This window comes from Salinivibrio sp. HTSP (genome assembly GCF_003390965.1).
Classification (GTDB): domain Bacteria; phylum Pseudomonadota; class Gammaproteobacteria; order Enterobacterales; family Vibrionaceae; genus Salinivibrio; species Salinivibrio kushneri.
On record NZ_PXUD01000031.1, the window covers coordinates 14,844 to 29,835 of the forward strand.

General features: G+C 52.3%; 14 protein-coding genes. 12 read left to right on the forward strand and 2 right to left on the reverse strand.

The features are described from left to right. Positions 1-9 precede the first annotated feature (9 nt). The 7 genes from C7A19_RS06600 (at position 10) to hemB (ending at position 5,614) form a co-directional block, all read left to right on the forward strand. Positions 10-624, forward strand: coding sequence for an SCP2 sterol-binding domain-containing protein (locus tag C7A19_RS06600; RefSeq protein ID WP_116644498.1), 615 nt, complete (start codon positions 10-12; stop codon positions 622-624). After that, positions 621-2,267 (forward strand): ubiquinone biosynthesis regulatory protein kinase UbiB, encoded by a 1,647-nt coding sequence (gene ubiB, locus C7A19_RS06605; protein WP_077659754.1) that lies wholly within the window; start codon positions 621-623, stop codon positions 2,265-2,267. The genes C7A19_RS06600 and ubiB overlap by 4 nt, the downstream gene beginning before the upstream one ends. A gap of 53 nt (positions 2,268-2,320) precedes the next feature. Then, positions 2,321-2,569, forward strand: coding sequence for a Sec-independent protein translocase subunit TatA (gene tatA / locus C7A19_RS06610; protein ID WP_116644499.1), 249 nt, complete (start codon positions 2,321-2,323; stop codon positions 2,567-2,569). A 3-nt stretch (positions 2,570-2,572) separates the two neighbouring features. Beyond that, complete coding sequence (tatB, locus tag C7A19_RS06615; protein ID WP_069361809.1) at positions 2,573-2,926, forward strand: Sec-independent protein translocase protein TatB; 354 nt, start codon at positions 2,573-2,575, stop codon at positions 2,924-2,926. A gap of 38 nt (positions 2,927-2,964) precedes the next feature. After that, positions 2,965-3,714, forward strand: coding sequence for a twin-arginine translocase subunit TatC (gene tatC / locus C7A19_RS06620; protein WP_116644500.1), 750 nt, complete (start codon positions 2,965-2,967; stop codon positions 3,712-3,714). After that, positions 3,711-4,493, forward strand: a complete 783-nt coding sequence (locus tag C7A19_RS06625) for a TatD family hydrolase (protein ID WP_116644501.1) — start codon at positions 3,711-3,713, stop codon at positions 4,491-4,493. The genes tatC and C7A19_RS06625 overlap by 4 nt, the downstream gene beginning before the upstream one ends. Before the next feature lie 68 nt (positions 4,494-4,561). Next, positions 4,562-5,614 (forward strand): porphobilinogen synthase, encoded by a 1,053-nt coding sequence (gene hemB, locus C7A19_RS06630; RefSeq protein ID WP_116644502.1) that lies wholly within the window; start codon positions 4,562-4,564, stop codon positions 5,612-5,614. A gap of 74 nt (positions 5,615-5,688) precedes the next feature. Here hemB and asnC read toward each other — a convergent pair whose 3' ends face one another. Then, the gene (asnC, locus tag C7A19_RS06635; protein WP_074213846.1) at positions 5,689-6,150 is read right to left on the reverse strand and encodes a transcriptional regulator AsnC; all 462 of its coding nucleotides are present in this window, start codon (positions 6,148-6,150) and stop codon (positions 5,689-5,691) included. Between the two features lie 89 nt (positions 6,151-6,239). On the opposite strand from asnC, the gene C7A19_RS06640 reads away from it, so the two are divergent. The 4 genes from C7A19_RS06640 (at position 6,240) to C7A19_RS06655 (ending at position 11,178) form a co-directional block, all read left to right on the forward strand. Continuing rightward, positions 6,240-9,428 (forward strand): ABC transporter substrate binding protein, encoded by a 3,189-nt coding sequence (locus tag C7A19_RS06640; protein WP_235614272.1) that lies wholly within the window; start codon positions 6,240-6,242, stop codon positions 9,426-9,428. Between the two features lie 35 nt (positions 9,429-9,463). Next, on the forward strand, positions 9,464-10,243 hold the full coding sequence (locus C7A19_RS06645) for a class I SAM-dependent methyltransferase (RefSeq protein WP_116644503.1): 780 nt from the start codon (positions 9,464-9,466) through the stop codon (positions 10,241-10,243). Further along, the gene (locus tag C7A19_RS06650) at positions 10,244-10,510 is read left to right on the forward strand and encodes a hypothetical protein (RefSeq protein ID WP_116644504.1); all 267 of its coding nucleotides are present in this window, start codon (positions 10,244-10,246) and stop codon (positions 10,508-10,510) included. 314 nt (positions 10,511-10,824) lie between these two features. After that, the gene (locus tag C7A19_RS06655; protein WP_077456850.1) at positions 10,825-11,178 is read left to right on the forward strand and encodes an Hpt domain-containing protein; all 354 of its coding nucleotides are present in this window, start codon (positions 10,825-10,827) and stop codon (positions 11,176-11,178) included. Positions 11,179-11,264: 86 nt separating this feature from the next. Here the strand turns inward: C7A19_RS06655 and gorA are convergent, their stop codons facing one another. Further along, a complete protein-coding gene (gene gorA, locus C7A19_RS06660; RefSeq protein ID WP_069361801.1) occupies positions 11,265-12,620 on the reverse strand; it encodes a glutathione-disulfide reductase in 1,356 nt (451 codons plus the stop codon). Between the two features lie 281 nt (positions 12,621-12,901). Here gorA and prlC point away from each other — a divergent pair, with 281 nt between their 5' ends. Beyond that, complete coding sequence (gene prlC, locus C7A19_RS06670) at positions 12,902-14,944, forward strand: oligopeptidase A (RefSeq protein WP_116644505.1); 2,043 nt, start codon at positions 12,902-12,904, stop codon at positions 14,942-14,944. Positions 14,945-14,992: the final 48 nt, after the last annotated feature.

The window sequence follows — 14,992 nt, forward strand, 5'->3', positions numbered from 1 at the left end:
GGAGCCCACATGGCGCTTGATTCACTTTTATGCGCGGCCCTGGAAACAGCGCTTAATGCGGTGATTGCCAAAGATGCCGATAGCCAGCGTCGCCTTGCGCGTCTAAAAGGGCGTTGTATCGGTGTTACACTCCAAGAGATTGATCGCCAACTAATTTTTATCTTCGACCAACGCATTGATGTACTCAGCCATTATGAGGGTGAGCGTGATGCTAATTTGTCGTTATCGCTATCGGCATTGCCGCAGTTACAGCAAAAGGCCAATTTAACCGCGCTAATCAAAGCGGATAAACTCACGCTTGATGGCGATATTGACGTGGCGCAGCAGTTTTCTCAGTTGCTCAGCGGTATCGAGCTGGATGTGGCAGAGTGGTTGGCACCGTATACTGGCGATGTGATTGCCCACACAGTGGTGAGTCACGCCCAGCAGCGCTGGCAACAACTGCAACAATTGGCTCAGCGACAACAGCGCTATGCGGGGGATGTGATTACTGAAGAGTGGCGTTTAGCGCCAGGGGCGCTTGAAGTGGCCGCTTACAGTGACCAAGTGGACGAATTGCGCAGCGATGTCGCGCGATTGGAAGCCAGGGTTAAGCAGTTGGTAGAACGGGTGGAGTCTGCATGACGCTCAATGAAATTCGTCGCTTGTATTTTATCATCCGCACCTTACTGCTGTACGGTGTCGATGCCTTGTTGCCCAAACAGCCGTTAACTCGGCTGGCGCATCTTGGTCGTCAATCACTGTTTTGGCTGAAAAATCAGCACCCAGATAAGCCGGTAGGAGAACGTTTACGGTTGGCCTTACAAAGCTTGGGCCCGGTATGGGTAAAGCTTGGGCAAATGATGTCGACGCGCCGCGATCTCTTTCCGGGTGATATCGCCAACGAGCTGGCGCAACTGCAAGATAAGGTGGCACCGTTTGATGGCCACAAAGCCAAAGCGCAAATCGAAGCCTCGTTAGGCGGCCCACTGGAAACCTGGTTCAGCGATTTTGACCCCAATCCGCTCGCCTCCGCCTCAATCGCGCAAGTGCATACCGCTACCCTCAAATCGAACGGCCGCGAAGTGGTGCTGAAGGTGATCCGTCCCGATATTTTGCCGGTGATCCAAGCCGACTTGCGACTGATGTATCGTGTGGCACGGTTGGTGGCGCGCTTTCTGCCCGATGCGCGTCGGTTAAAACCGGTCGAAGTCATCCGTGAGTATGAAAAAACCTTGCTCGATGAGCTGGACTTAATGCGCGAAGCGGCCAATACCATTCAGCTGCGCCGCAACTTTGAAAACGACCCAGCGCTGTATGTGCCCGAAGTGTTCAGCGATTACTGCCGCAAAGACGTGATGGTGTCTGAGCGAATCTATGGCATTCAAGTGTCGGATATCGAGGCGCTACAAGCCAATGGCACGGATATGAAGCTGCTGGCTGAGCGCGGGGTGGAGGTCTTCTTTACCCAGGTGTTTCGTGACAGCTTTTTCCATGCGGATATGCACCCGGGCAACGTGTTTGTCTCCTACGAGCACCCGGATGACCCGCAGTGGATTGGGCTGGATTGCGGGATTGTCGGCACCTTAAATCGCGACGATAAACGCTATTTGGCGGAAAACTTTATCGCCTTTTTTAACCGCGATTACCGCAAAGTGGCCGAATTGCACGTCGACTCTGGCTGGGTCCCGCACGACACCAACGTGGATGATTTTGAATTTGCCATTCGCACCGTGTGTGAGCCCATTTTCGAAAAGCCACTGTGCGAAATCTCGTTCGGTAATGTGTTATTAAACCTCTTCAACACCGCGCGTCGGTTTAATATGGAAGTGCAGCCGCAGCTGGTGTTGTTGCAAAAAACCTTACTCTACATTGAAGGGCTTGGGCGTCAGCTCTATCCGCAGTTAGATTTGTGGACCACGGCCAAGCCGTTTTTAGAGTCGTGGATGAAACAGCAAGTGGGGCCCCAAGCGGTTTGGGCAGCGGTCAAAGAGAAAGCGCCATTTTGGGCCGAGAAGTTACCTGAGATCCCAGAGCTGGTGTATGACGGATTGCGCCAAGGGCGACAAATTAACCAACGGCTCGATGCTTACTATCATGGTTATTTGCAAACCCGGCAACGTCATTCACGCGCCACCTACATGCTCGGCATTGGTGCCACCTTGCTGCTGACGGCGACCATTTTGTTCGCCAATCATGTCGAGACCTTGCCGGGCGTCGCTGCCACAGGTGCGGTGATCTTTTGGTTGTGGGGCTGGCGACTTTGTAATAAAACTTGTAATAAATAGCAGTTACACTGCTGCGCACATCAAGTTAACCAAACGGAAGAAAGGGAACCGGTATGGGTGGAATTAGTATTTGGCAGTTGCTGATCATTGCGGTGATTGTGGTGTTGTTATTTGGCACTAAGAAGCTGCGCAACATGGGCGGCGATCTTGGCTCGGCGGTCAAAGGCTTTAAAAAAGCGATGAACGATGACGACGCAAAGACCACTGACAAAGATGCGGATTTTCAGCAGCAGTCGTTGGATTGCAGTGATAGCGACGCGTCGAAAAAAGAGCAAGCACGCAAAGATAAAGAGCAGGTGTAAGCCGTGTTTGATATTGGTTTCTGGGAGCTAGTGCTGATTGCCATTATTGGCCTCGTGGTGCTTGGCCCGGAGCGATTACCGGTCGCGATACGCAATGTGTCGCGCTGGGTGGGGGCGGCGAAACGGATGGCAGGCTCCGTCCGTGATGAGCTTGAGCAAGAGCTCAAACTCAAAGAGCTCCAGGACAACTTACATAAGGCCGAACAAGCGGGGATGAAAGATTTGTCACCTGAGTTACAAGAGTCGGTCGACACCCTACGTCAACGCGCGGCGGATGTACAACGCCCTTATGCAGCATCACCTGCTTCTCATCACCCAGATGAAGGCGACGATGCGCCATCAACGGATAAGCGATAACGAGCCCGACGCTTTATGTTTTCGGTGAACAAACCACTATGTCTGTAAACGATACTCAGCCTCTTATCAGCCACTTGATGGAGCTTCGCAACCGCCTGCTGCGCGCAATTATCGCCATCTTGGTGGTGTTTGCCTGCTTGGTGTATTTCGCCAATGATATTTACAGTCTGATAGCCCAACCGCTGATCGACAAACTGCCCGAAGGGGCGAGCATGATCGCCACCGATGTGGCCTCACCCTTTTTTACCCCCATTAAGCTTACGCTAGTGATATCGGTATTCGTGGCCATCCCTGTGGTGCTTTACCAAATCTGGGCGTTCGTGGCCCCCGGCCTCTATAAGCACGAAAAGCGGTTGGTGATGCCGCTTTTGGTTTCCAGTTCATTGCTGTTTTACGCGGGCGTGGCGTTTGCGTATTGGGTTGTGCTGCCATTGGTCTTTGGCTTTTTCACCTCTATCGCGCCAGAAGGAGTGCAAGTGGCAACCGATATTGCCAGTTATCTCGACTTTATCTTGGCGCTGTTTCTCGCCTTTGGCATTGCCTTTGAGATCCCTATCGCGATTATACTGCTGGTTTGGACAGGGGCGACCACGGCACAAAGCTTAACCCGCAAGCGGCCCTATGTGATTGTAGCTGCGTTTGTGGTGGGGATGATGCTGACACCACCGGATATGATTTCACAAACCCTGCTGGCTATTCCTATGTGCTTGCTGTTCGAGCTGGGCGTGGTGCTGTCGCGTTTTTACGTCCCACGTGAAAAATCAGAATCCGAGGAGGCCAGCGAATGATCGATATTGGTGTCAACCTGACCAGCGCACGGTTTGATCAAGACAGAGACACCGTGGTGGCTGATGCCAAACAGGCGGGCGTCACTGGCATGATTCTGACCGGCACCAGTGTTGAAGAAAGCCAAGCGGCCGCCGCGCTAGCGAGGTCTTATCCTGGTTTTGCCTATGCCACAGCGGGGGTTCATCCGCATGATGCCAAATCGGTCGAGGCGACAGATTTAAGCGCTATTGAGCAATTCGCGCAGCGTCCCGAGGTGGTGGCGATCGGTGAGTGTGGGCTCGATTTCAATCGCGATTTTTCGCCGCGGCCGCAACAAGAAGCGGTGTTTGAGGCGCAGCTTGCGCTAGCGGCTGAGTTGTCGATGCCAGTGTTTATGCACTGTCGTGATGCCCACGATCGCTGGTTCGCCATTTTGCGGCCATGGCTCGACAAACTGCCCGCAGCGGTACTGCATTGTTTTACCGGCGATGACCGTGCACTGCGCGATTGCCTCGATGCCGGCTTATATATAGGGGTGACGGGGTGGCTATGCGACGAGCGCCGCGGACAGCAGCTGCAGCAACAGGTAAGCTGGTTGCCCGATGATAGGCTGATGATAGAAACCGATTCACCGTATTTACAGCCTCGCGATATACGGCCGCGACCTAAGCGCAGTCGCAATGAGCCGAAATATTTGCCACACATTGCCCAAACAGTGGCACGATTGCGCCAACAGCCTGTCGAACATATTATTGATTGTACAATAAAAAACACTCAGCGCTGCTTTTCGATTCAGTGACTGGGTGAACACTACACGAGGCAGTTCGCTGCCCCAAAGCCCAGGTCTGCAACTTAAAGGAGGATACAGTGACCGTATCCATTCAAGGCGCCTTTCCTGCTCGACGCCTGCGTCGTACACGCAAAACTGACTTTAGCCGCCGTATGGTGGCGGAACATTCATTGTCCGCAAGCGATTTAATCTACCCGGTCTTTGTGCTGATGGGTAAGAATCGTCGTGAGCCAGTGGCATCCATGCCCGGCATCGAGCGACTCTCGATTGATTTATTGCTCCATGAAGCGGATTACCTGGCCAAGCTAGGTGTCCCTGCCATCGCTCTGTTTCCTGTGATCCCGAAAGAGTTTAAAACCAGCTGTGCCTCGGAGGCATTTAACCCCGAAGGGTTAGTGCCCCGTGCGGTGCGCTTACTCAAAGAGCATGTCCCGCAAATGGGCGTGATCACTGATGTGGCGCTAGACCCTTACACTGTGCACGGCCAAGACGGGATCATTGATGAAGACGGCTATGTGATGAACGAGCCCACCACCGAGGTACTGATCAAGCAAGCCCTATCTCATGCCGAAGCGAGCGTCGATATTGTCGCGCCTTCCGACATGATGGATGGACGAATTGGTCGTATTCGTGAGTCGTTGGAAGCCAATGGTCATATCAATACCCAGATCATGGCGTACTCTGCCAAGTATGCGTCCAATTACTATGGCCCGTTTCGCGATGCATTAGGCTCGGCGGCGAACCTGAAAGGCGGTAACAAAGCCAACTATCAAATGGATCCGGCCAACAGTGATGAAGCCTTGCACGAAGTGGCGATGGATATTGCTGAAGGGGCGGATACCGTGATGGTTAAACCCGGGATGCCGTATTTGGATGTGGTACGCCGGGTAAAGAATGAGCTTAAGGTGCCGACGTTTGCCTATCAAGTATCGGGTGAATATGCGATGCACAAAGCGGCAATCGATAATGGTTGGCTAAAAGAGCGCGAGACGGTGATGGAATCACTATTGTGCTTTAAGCGAGCGGGTGCAGACGGGATCCTCACCTACTTTGCTAAGCAAGTGGCCGAGTGGTTAGCGGAAGACGCTGGCGCTACTTTACCTCCCAGACCGGAAGAGACGGTCGGTTAACTCTCCTTTTATGACAGCGCCCTTGCCCCGAGCAAGGGCGTTTTTTTAGCCTGCCCAGTATAACCCCACAAAATTTAAGGGATCACATTGCGGTTAATGGGGTTCTGTAGTGAGATCAGTGTTTCGGTGGATTGCACTTCGTCGATGGCTTGTAGCTTGTCAATCAACACAAACTGTAACTCTTCGATAGAGCGACACATGAGCTTAACGAAAATATTATAGGCCCCCGTGGTGTAGTAGGCTTCTACTACCTCGTCGAGCTGATTGAGTTTGTCTAGCGCCGAGTGGTAATCCCGCGCCGCTTTAAGGTTGATACCGATAAAGCAGCACACGTCGTAGCCGAGTTTTTTGGTATTGACCAATATTTCCGTGCCTTCGATGATGCCCGCGGCTTTCATTTTCTCAACCCGCACGTGAACCGTGGCGGGACTGACATTAAAGCGCTTGGCCATTTCTGCGTAAGGGACGCGAGCGTCATCCAACAGGGTAGAGAGAATACGGCGATCTAGGTCATCTAATTTTGGCAACTCGTTCATTGTTTTAATCTTTTTGTTATAGCATGGCCAGACTTTTCGTTAACGCGGTTGCTTAGCTACTTCGTTAACGCCTAATGTAGGGTATCGCGTTGTTTAGCAAGATACCAACAAACCAACAGGAAGGGGATGTGGGGATCAAATACGTTTTCGGTGGTTTATTACTGCTTATCGCCAGTAGCGTCAATGCCGCACAAAAAGATGTGCTGGTGGTGCATTCCTATCATCCTGGCTTTTTTTGGAATCAGGCGTTGGTTGAAGGGTTGGAAACGGCGACACAAGGCGAAGAGATCGCCTTCCAGCATTCCTACCTAGAAAGTAAACGCTACCAATCGGATGCCTATCGCGAACAGCTTAAAGATGTTTATATCCATAAACTGACCAACCATGATTTTGATGCCATTCTCACCACGGATAATGCCGCACTCTGGCTCATCCATGAGCTGCACGAGTACGTGGGCGATACACCGGTGGTGTATGCGGGGCTCAATAACTTTGGTCGTCAACACTACTCCTTGTTGCCCAAGGTCACTGGGGTGAAAGAAGAAATAGACTTACCGCGCAACTTGTCGTTAATGAAGCGCTTACACCCAGATTTAAAGCGGGTGTACGTACTGCTCGATGAGACCTTTTCCAGTCGTCAGTATTGGAATGTGGTGAAAGCTCAGCTGAGAAACGATGGTAACGCGGGTGTTGAGGTTGTCAGGCTATCTAGCCTCTCTTTCCAAGCGTTGCATGACCGCATTCAAGCGATGCAGCCGGGCGAGGCGGTATATTATTTATCCTACTTTCGCGATAAAAATGGCACCTTTCTCGATAGGCTCAGTGGCATCAACTCACTGATCCAAAACGCGCCCGTGCCAATTTATGGTGCGATGAGCTTTATGCTGGGTCAGGGCGTGATCGGGGGCATTGTCATCGATGGTAAAACTCAAGGTCAGCACCAAGGTCAGCTACTGTTGGATGTACTGGCGGGCAAGCTTCCTCCTGAGCGAGACAGTACTAACCTGACGTTATTCGATTACCCCGTACTGAAAGATTGGGGCGTGGATGTGAGCGCCATCGAAGACGCTGTGGTGATCAATAAGCCTCAGCCGCTGTGGCTAAAGCACCAAGTTGCGTTTCAAGCCGTGGCATTGGCGGTGTTGGTATTGGGAAGCGTGATTGCCATGCTCGGTGCCAATATTCGCCAGTTACGTCGCAATGAGTCAGCGTTAAAGCGTCACCGAGCGATGCTTAAAGGCATTTTTGACCAAAGTAACCAGTTTATTGCGCTGTTGGATGAGAACGGGATCTTGCTCTCAGGCAATGCCAGTTTTAATCAATTAATCAGCGTAAGTCACCCTTATCGTGGACGACCTTTGTGGTTCTGGCCGATTTGGCGTAACCCCGCTCGCCTGGAGGAGTACCTCAACCTCACCGATTTCTCTCAACCTCGCCGCTTTGAGCTTTGCCTCAGTGAAGCGCATCGTGAGGTGATCTTGGATGTAGCCGTCAAGGGTTTTCCCAGCGAAAATGGCCAACGGCGCGTCCTGTTAGAGGCCCGTGATATTACCCAGCGCAAACAAACCGAAGAGAGGCTACAACGAAGCGAAATTGAATACCGCATGTTGTATGAACAGCAACCTGTGATCCTATTAACCATTGATTACCAAGCACGTATTCAATCGCTTAATCAGTATGCCGCTGATCTGTTTGGTTATGAAAAAGCCGCCTTATTAGGGCACAAGATCACCACTTTATATGTCGAGCATCAAGTGCCTCCTCATCGAATGATTAAACGCGATCACAACAACCAAGAGCAGGTATGGCGGCGTGAGATCCCGTATCGTGCGGGCAATGGTCATACCTTGTGGGTGCGTGAAACCGTGCGCGCGATGCATAATCAGACGCAGTTGCTGGTAGTGGGCGAAGACATCACTGCGCATCGAGAAATGGAAAACCAGCTGACCTATCAAGCCCATCACGACTACTTAACGGGGCTGTATAATCGTAGCTATTTTGAGCAAAAGCTCGCCGCCGCGCTGTTACAAGCGCGAGAGGAAGATCAGTGTCACGCGATGTACTACATCGATATGGATCAATTTAAGCTGATTAACGACACCGCCGGACATGAAGCAGGGGACGAGGCGCTCAAACAAGTGGCGCAGATTATCCAGCAACATCTGCCAACAGGTGCGGTCTTATCGCGACTCGGGGGCGATGAATTTGGCGTGATTGCCTATCATCACTCGGCCGAACGCGCGCTGGCTTGGGGGCACCAACTCCTGGCAACCTTGGCGGACAGTGAGTTTTTCTGGCACGGCAGCCGTATGCGCTTAGCATGCTCATTGGGTATTCGCCTTCTGGATCGCACCGCCGGTTCGCCGCAGCAAGTGCATGCGCAAGCGGATACCGCCTGCTATGCCGCCAAAGACGAAGGGCGTAACCGCTTACATCTTTATCACCCGGATGATGAAGAGCTGCAACGTCGCGAGCAAGAAATGGCGTATGTCAGCCACATTCATGATGCCATTGCCCACGACCGCTTTGATATCTATGCACAGCAGATCGTCGATATTCGACCGGGTAGGCAAGATACGCTCTACATTGAAGCCTTGGTAAGGATGCGCGATACCCAAGGCGGTTGGTTGCCGCCGAGCATGTTTATCCCAGCGGCCGAACGTTACAACATGGCGCATCAACTGGACACCGTGGTGGTGACCAAAACCCTAGCGTGGTTTGATGCCCACCCGGATCAAATTGCTAAGCTGGGTAAAGTGTCGATTAACCTGTCGGGACGGTCGATCACTCAAAAGGATTTTGTCACCTTCTTAATCGCCGCGATTAAGCAAACCCAAGTGCCTAGCGAGTGCATCTGTCTGGAGATCACTGAAACCGCGGCTATTACCAACATGAGCAGTGCGATCGAGCTTTTCTCGCAGCTAAAAGCCTTGGGGTGCGTGATTGCCTTGGATGACTTTGGCGCGGGGATTTCGTCGTTTGGATACTTGAAGCGCTTGCCGGTCGATATCATTAAGATCGATGGGCAATTTATTCGCGATATCGCCACCGATGACACCGATTATGCGATGGTGAAAGCTATTAATGATCTGGCCAAGCAAATGGGGAAACAAACCGTGGCGGAGTTTGTGGAAAATGCACATATTCTCAATAAACTGCGCGCATTGGATGTGGATTATGCCCAAGGCTATCACTTTAGCGTACCCACGCCCTTGGGTGAGCAGGTAAAAAATTGGTCGGCACGTCGAGAGACGATGAAGGAAAAAATCCATCTCTGATATACTCGGCGCATAACCAGCCGCGGAGAGCCAATGTGCAACTCAGTTTGATTTGCGACGCCCCTGACAAATCCGAGCAATTTGAGGGATTAAAAAGAAAGTGGTCACTGACACACACACCTGACTCGTCATTGGCGTTGATCATGACCGCGACACGCCTTGAGCTGCGCAAACAGGATGAGCCTAAGTTAGGCGCTGTGTATGTGGACTTTGTTGGCGGTGCGGTCGGCCATCGGCGTAAGTTCGGCGGTGGCAAAGGGCAAGCCATTGCCAAGGCGGTGGGGCTCAACAAAGGGGTCACGCCACGGGTGTTGGATGCCACGGCTGGCTTGGGGCGTGATGCGTTTGTATTAGCATCCTTAGGCTGTCAGGTGCAGATGATTGAGCGGCATCCAGTGGTCGCCGCGCTGCTCGATGATGGGTTACAGCGCGCCTACCAAGACACTGAGATTGGTACCTGGATGCAATCACGGATGACACTGCTGCATGCCAGTAGTGCGCAAGCACTCACTGATATGGCACAGACTCCCGGGCTGCAACGACCTGATGTGGTCTACTTAGACCCCATGTATCCGCACAAGAAAAAAACCGCGTTGGTGAAAAAAGAAATGCGTGTGTTCCAGGCTTTGGTGGGCGCTGACACGGACGCCGATGCCTTGTTAGCGCCTGCGTGCCAGCTCGCGCGCAGCCGCGTAGTGGTGAAGCGTCCAGATTATGCTGAGCCCTTGGCGGCAACGCCACCACACTCTAGTATTACTACCAAGAAAAACCGCTTTGACATGTACATCAACGCAGCGTTAAGTGCGGAGGCGTAAATGGCGAAGTCTTTGTGTAAGTGGCGACGGGGTGAGGTAGAGGCCAACTTAAGTGCGCTCGCATCGATTACCACGCCACCGCGAGCGGCTTGCAGCAAGTGTGCGCGAGTCGCCAGTGAAAAAGGCTACCTCTGTCGCCCTGTGCCTCTTACCAGTGAAAGCACTAAAAAAGCGAAAAAAGCCAAGAAGAAAGCGGACAAGAAAGATAAAAAGGGCAAAAAAGCGAACAAAGAAAAAAAGAAAGCGAAAAAACGGAAGGAAAAATAAAGGCTCCATAGCGAACTAGGGAGCCTTAGCGGGCTTAGTCGAGGCCTTTGACCATCAGTACGGTCAGCAGTCCGGTAATGACTGAGATGATCAGGCCAGAAACGATTAGCCAAGGCAACATATCCATCATGTTCTGCACTCACTTCTTTGTTATGAATTGGGGGAAAAGCGAGCATGATTGAGCCTGAGTTTAGCCACATTCTCAATGTGCTAGACGTAGACAGTTAAGCTTAGTAACGATTAGAAACAAGGTGGTGGCAAAGCCATCAATCCGCCCTCGTGGCACATCGGTCTATCAGTACAAAGGGTCCATCATGAGTGTCAATCAAGGAAAAGCCGACGTATCGGTTTGGGATAAAGAAGAAGCCTTAAGCCGGCTAATGGATAGCCCGGCGCTTCTTGATGAGGCTTGCAGTATTTTTGTTGAAGAAAGTGAGCAACAACTGCCAAGCATGGAAAAGCAGCTTGCCAATGCCGACTATGCCGCCTTGGCGCGCGAAGCACATAAGATGAAAGGCAGTGCGGGCAACCTTGCCGCGCTCGAGCTGCATCAGCAAGCATTGACGCTCGAGCAAGCGGCCAAGCAGGAGGCTGCTGAACAAGCGGCTGCCGCGTTAGCGGATGTTAAAGAAGGCTTGGCACGATTTTGCGCGCAACTCACTCACTAGTCGCCTGTCTTATCATGCTCGCGAGTGACCTATAAAAAACGCCGTGTGTCGACACGGCGTTTTATTACCAGCCTGTCTTATGCGGTTTAGCGCATGGTGACAAACTCTTCTGACCCGGTAGGGTGAATCGCGACCACACTATCAAAGTCTGCTTTGGTGGCGCCCATCTTCATCGCTACCGCAAAACCTTGAATCATTTCATCAACGGTAAAGCCAATACCGTGCAGACCGACCACTTTTTCTTCATCGCCCGCGCAAACCAGTTTCATCTTACAAGGTTGACGGTGCTGAGTAACCGCGGTGTACATGGCCGCAAAGCTGGAGGTATAGACCTTAACGTTATCATCGCCGTACTTGGCGCGTGCCTCTGGCTCGCTCAAACCAATGGTGCCGATTGGCGGGTGGCTAAAGACTACGGTGGGAACCAAATCATAGTCCATTTTGGCATGCGTTTGGCCGTTAAACAGACGCTCTGAGAGCAAGCGCCCGGATTTGACGGCGACTGGCGTCAGCTCAATGCCGCCATCCATAATATCACCGACACAGTGAATGTGCGGGACGCTGGTGGTCTGATAGGGGTCAACCTTGATGTAGCCATCGGCCGTAGTCTGCACGTCGGTCGCGCCGAGGTTAATTTTATCCGTGGTCGGATGGCGGCCAATCGCCCAAATCAGGGTGTCCGTATTGTGGGTGGTGCCGTTTTCAAAGGCCAGAGTCAGGCTACCATCACTTTCCTCTGTGACCGACACGGGCACATGTTGGGTGTGAAGGGTAGGGCCTTCTTTTTCCATCACTTCGACCAAGGTGTCGGTCACCATGGGGTCGAAGGTGCGCAGTGGGCGATCTTTACGCACAAACAAGTGGGTATCAGAGCCCAAGGCATGCAGTACACCGGCGATTTCGACCGCGATGTAACCGGCACCGACTACGGCCACGCGTTTAGGCTGCTCGGGGAGGGCAAAGAAGCCATCGGAGTCGATCCCTAATTCTGCCCCCGGAATATTTGGAATCGTGGGCGTGCCGCCGACTGCGATCAAAAAATGATCGGCGGTATAGTGCTCGCCATCCACTTCCACCGTGTGGTTGTCGACAAAGCGGGCAAAGCCACGGATGACATCGATATTATTTTTGCCCAGTACGTTGTCGTAGGCGTTGTGAATACGGCCGATGTAGGCTTCACGGTTATCCACTAAGGTTGACCAATTAAAGCCTTTTACATCCACATCAAAGCCGTAGTCTGATGCATAGAGGTTAAGCGCTTCAGCGACTTGGGCGCCATGCCACATGACTTTTTTAGGCACACAACCTACGTTTACGCAGGTGCCGCCAAGGTGTTTTGCTTCAATAAGGGCGACGTTAGCACCGTGCATCGCAGCACGGTTGGCTGAGGCAATACCGCCGCTGCCGCCACCGATACAGATGTAGTCGAAATGCTTTGCCATGTCTTTCTCCATCTTATAGGCACTGGGTGCCTCTGGCATTGATATCGAGGTCAGCTTGTCGTGTTTGGCGTCGCTTGTAAAGCCACCATCTCTGACCCATTGCGCCATAGCATACCAAACCGGCACTGAGGCAGCAGTCTCAGAATCATTTTGTAACGCTCGTAATACACCCAGGCAAATGGGGAGGGATTGAAAAGCGCAAAGAGAGACGGCATATACAGATTGTCATTCATATTCCAGGCCTCATAGGGTGAGCGTCTGGTAGCAAAAAGGAAGGCATTATGTCCAACCCGCTACTTCAATTTGAGGATTTACCTCCGTTTTCGGCGATTAAGCCTGAGCATGTTAAGCCGGCAGTGGAAGCCGCGATTGCTGACTGTCGTCAAGCGGTGGATACCGCGGCGGCCGCCGAACAACCAAGCTGGGATACGGTGAGTGTGCCCGTCACCGAGGCGGAAGATCGTCTTGGCCGCATCTGGTCACCGGTCAGCCATATGAACGCGGTGGTCAATAGTCAGCCACTGCGCGAGGCGTATGAGAGCTGCCTGGCGTTGCTGTCGGAATATTCTACCTGGCGTGGTCAGCATAAAGGCTTGTACCAAGCATACAAAGCGATGAAAGACAGTGCTGAGTTTGCCGCTCTCGATGTGGCGCAGCAAAAAGCGATTAACGATGCGTTGCAAGACTTTGAGCTGTCCGGGATTGCCCTGCCAGCCGACCAGCAACACCGTTTTGGTGACATTCAAAAGCGGCTGTCGGAGCTGTCATCATCGTTTAGCAACAATGTGCTCGATGCCACCATGGGGTGGAGCAAGCTGATTAACGATGAAAGTGAATTAGCGGGGTTACCCGAGTCGGCGCGCAACGCGGCGAAAGCCCAAGCCGAGAGCAAGTCGCAATCAGGTTACTTATTTACGTTGGATATCCCCTCGTATCTGCCAGTCATGATGTACTGTGATAACCGAGCGCTGCGTCAACAAATGTATGAAGCCTTTACCACACGCGCCTCTGATCGTGGGCCGCAGGCGGGGCAGTGGGACAATACAGAGTTGATGAATGAGTCGCTGCGCCTCAAGCATGAGTTAGCGCGTTTGCTCGGCTTTAATCACTATAGTGAGCTGTCACTGGCCACCAAAATGGCGGAAACCCCAGACCAAGTGATGGGCTTTTTAAACGATCTGGTTGATAAAGCGCGTCCGCAAGGTGAGCGAGAGTTTGCGGAAGTGAAAGCCTATGCCAAAGAAGAGTTTGGTGTTGATGTGCTCGAGCCTTGGGATATCCCTTACTACAGTGAAAAACTCAAGCAAGCCCGTTACACCATCTCTGATGAAGTGCTGCGTCCTTATTTCCCCGAAGCACGCGTACTCTCCGGCTTGTTCGAAGTCATGCATCGTGTGTTTGGTATGACCATCACCGAGCGCAAAGGTGTTGAAACCTGGCATGACAGTGTGCGCTTTTATGATATTCATGATAGCCAAGGCACCCTGCGCGGCAGCTTCTACCTTGACCTGTACGCACGTGAAAACAAACGTGGTGGCGCATGGATGGATGAATGTCGTGTCCGTCGCCGCAAAGCGAACGGCGAGCTTCAAACGCCAGTCGCATATCTAACCTGTAACTTTAACCCGCCAGTGGGCGATGATCCGGCGCTGTTTACCCATGACGAAGTGGTCACTTTGTTCCACGAATTTGGCCATGGCATTCACCACATGCTGACGCAAGTCGATGTGGCGGATGTGTCGGGGATCAATGGCGTCCCTTGGGATGCGGTTGAGCTACCAAGCCAGTTTTTAGAAAACTGGTGCTGGGAGCAAGACGCACTGAGCTTTATCTCGGGGCATTATCAAACCGGGGAAGCCCTACCGGAAGATATGTTGGAAAAAATGCTGGCGGCTAAAAACTTTAACTCGGCGATGGGGATGTTGCGCCAGCTCGAATTTAGTTTATTCGACTTCCGTTTATTCAGCGAGTTTGACCCAGAGGTGGGCCCTCGGATTATGGAAACGCTCAGTGCGGTGCGTGAGAAGGTCTCTGTCGTGCCAACCCCGGAGTGGAACCGTTTCCCACACGCCTTTGGGCATATTTTTGCTGGTGGCTACAGCGCAGGCTACTACAGCTATAAATGGGCTGAGGTGTTGTCGAGCGATGCTTACTCGCGCTTTGAAGAAGAAGGGATCTTTAACCGCGACACCGGCGAGGACTTCCTGAATCATATTCTTAGTCGTGGTGGCAGTGAAGCACCGAAAGACTTGTTTGTACGCTTTAGAGGGCGTGAACCAAGCCCTGACGCCTTACTGCGTCATAGCGGGATCACCACAGCGTAGTGTTGTCAGCGCTTCCATAAAAAAGCCCGCATCATCACTGGTGCGGGC

Coding starts and splice junctions, on each gene's coding strand:
- C7A19_RS06600 (WP_116644498.1), top strand. CDS start 10: ATGGCGCTTGATTCACTTTTATGCGCGGCCCTGGAAACAGCGCTTAAT.
- ubiB (WP_077659754.1), top strand. CDS start 621: ATGACGCTCAATGAAATTCGTCGCTTGTATTTTATCATCCGCACCTTA.
- tatA (WP_116644499.1), top strand. CDS start 2,321: ATGGGTGGAATTAGTATTTGGCAGTTGCTGATCATTGCGGTGATTGTG.
- tatC (WP_116644500.1), top strand. CDS start 2,965: ATGTCTGTAAACGATACTCAGCCTCTTATCAGCCACTTGATGGAGCTT.
- C7A19_RS06625 (WP_116644501.1), top strand. CDS start 3,711: ATGATCGATATTGGTGTCAACCTGACCAGCGCACGGTTTGATCAAGAC.
- asnC (WP_074213846.1), bottom strand. CDS start 6,150: ATGAACGAGTTGCCAAAATTAGATGACCTAGATCGCCGTATTCTCTCT.
- C7A19_RS06650 (WP_116644504.1), top strand. CDS start 10,244: ATGGCGAAGTCTTTGTGTAAGTGGCGACGGGGTGAGGTAGAGGCCAAC.
- C7A19_RS06655 (WP_077456850.1), top strand. CDS start 10,825: ATGAGTGTCAATCAAGGAAAAGCCGACGTATCGGTTTGGGATAAAGAA.
- gorA (WP_069361801.1), bottom strand. CDS start 12,620: ATGGCAAAGCATTTCGACTACATCTGTATCGGTGGCGGCAGCGGCGGT.
- prlC (WP_116644505.1), top strand. CDS start 12,902: ATGTCCAACCCGCTACTTCAATTTGAGGATTTACCTCCGTTTTCGGCG.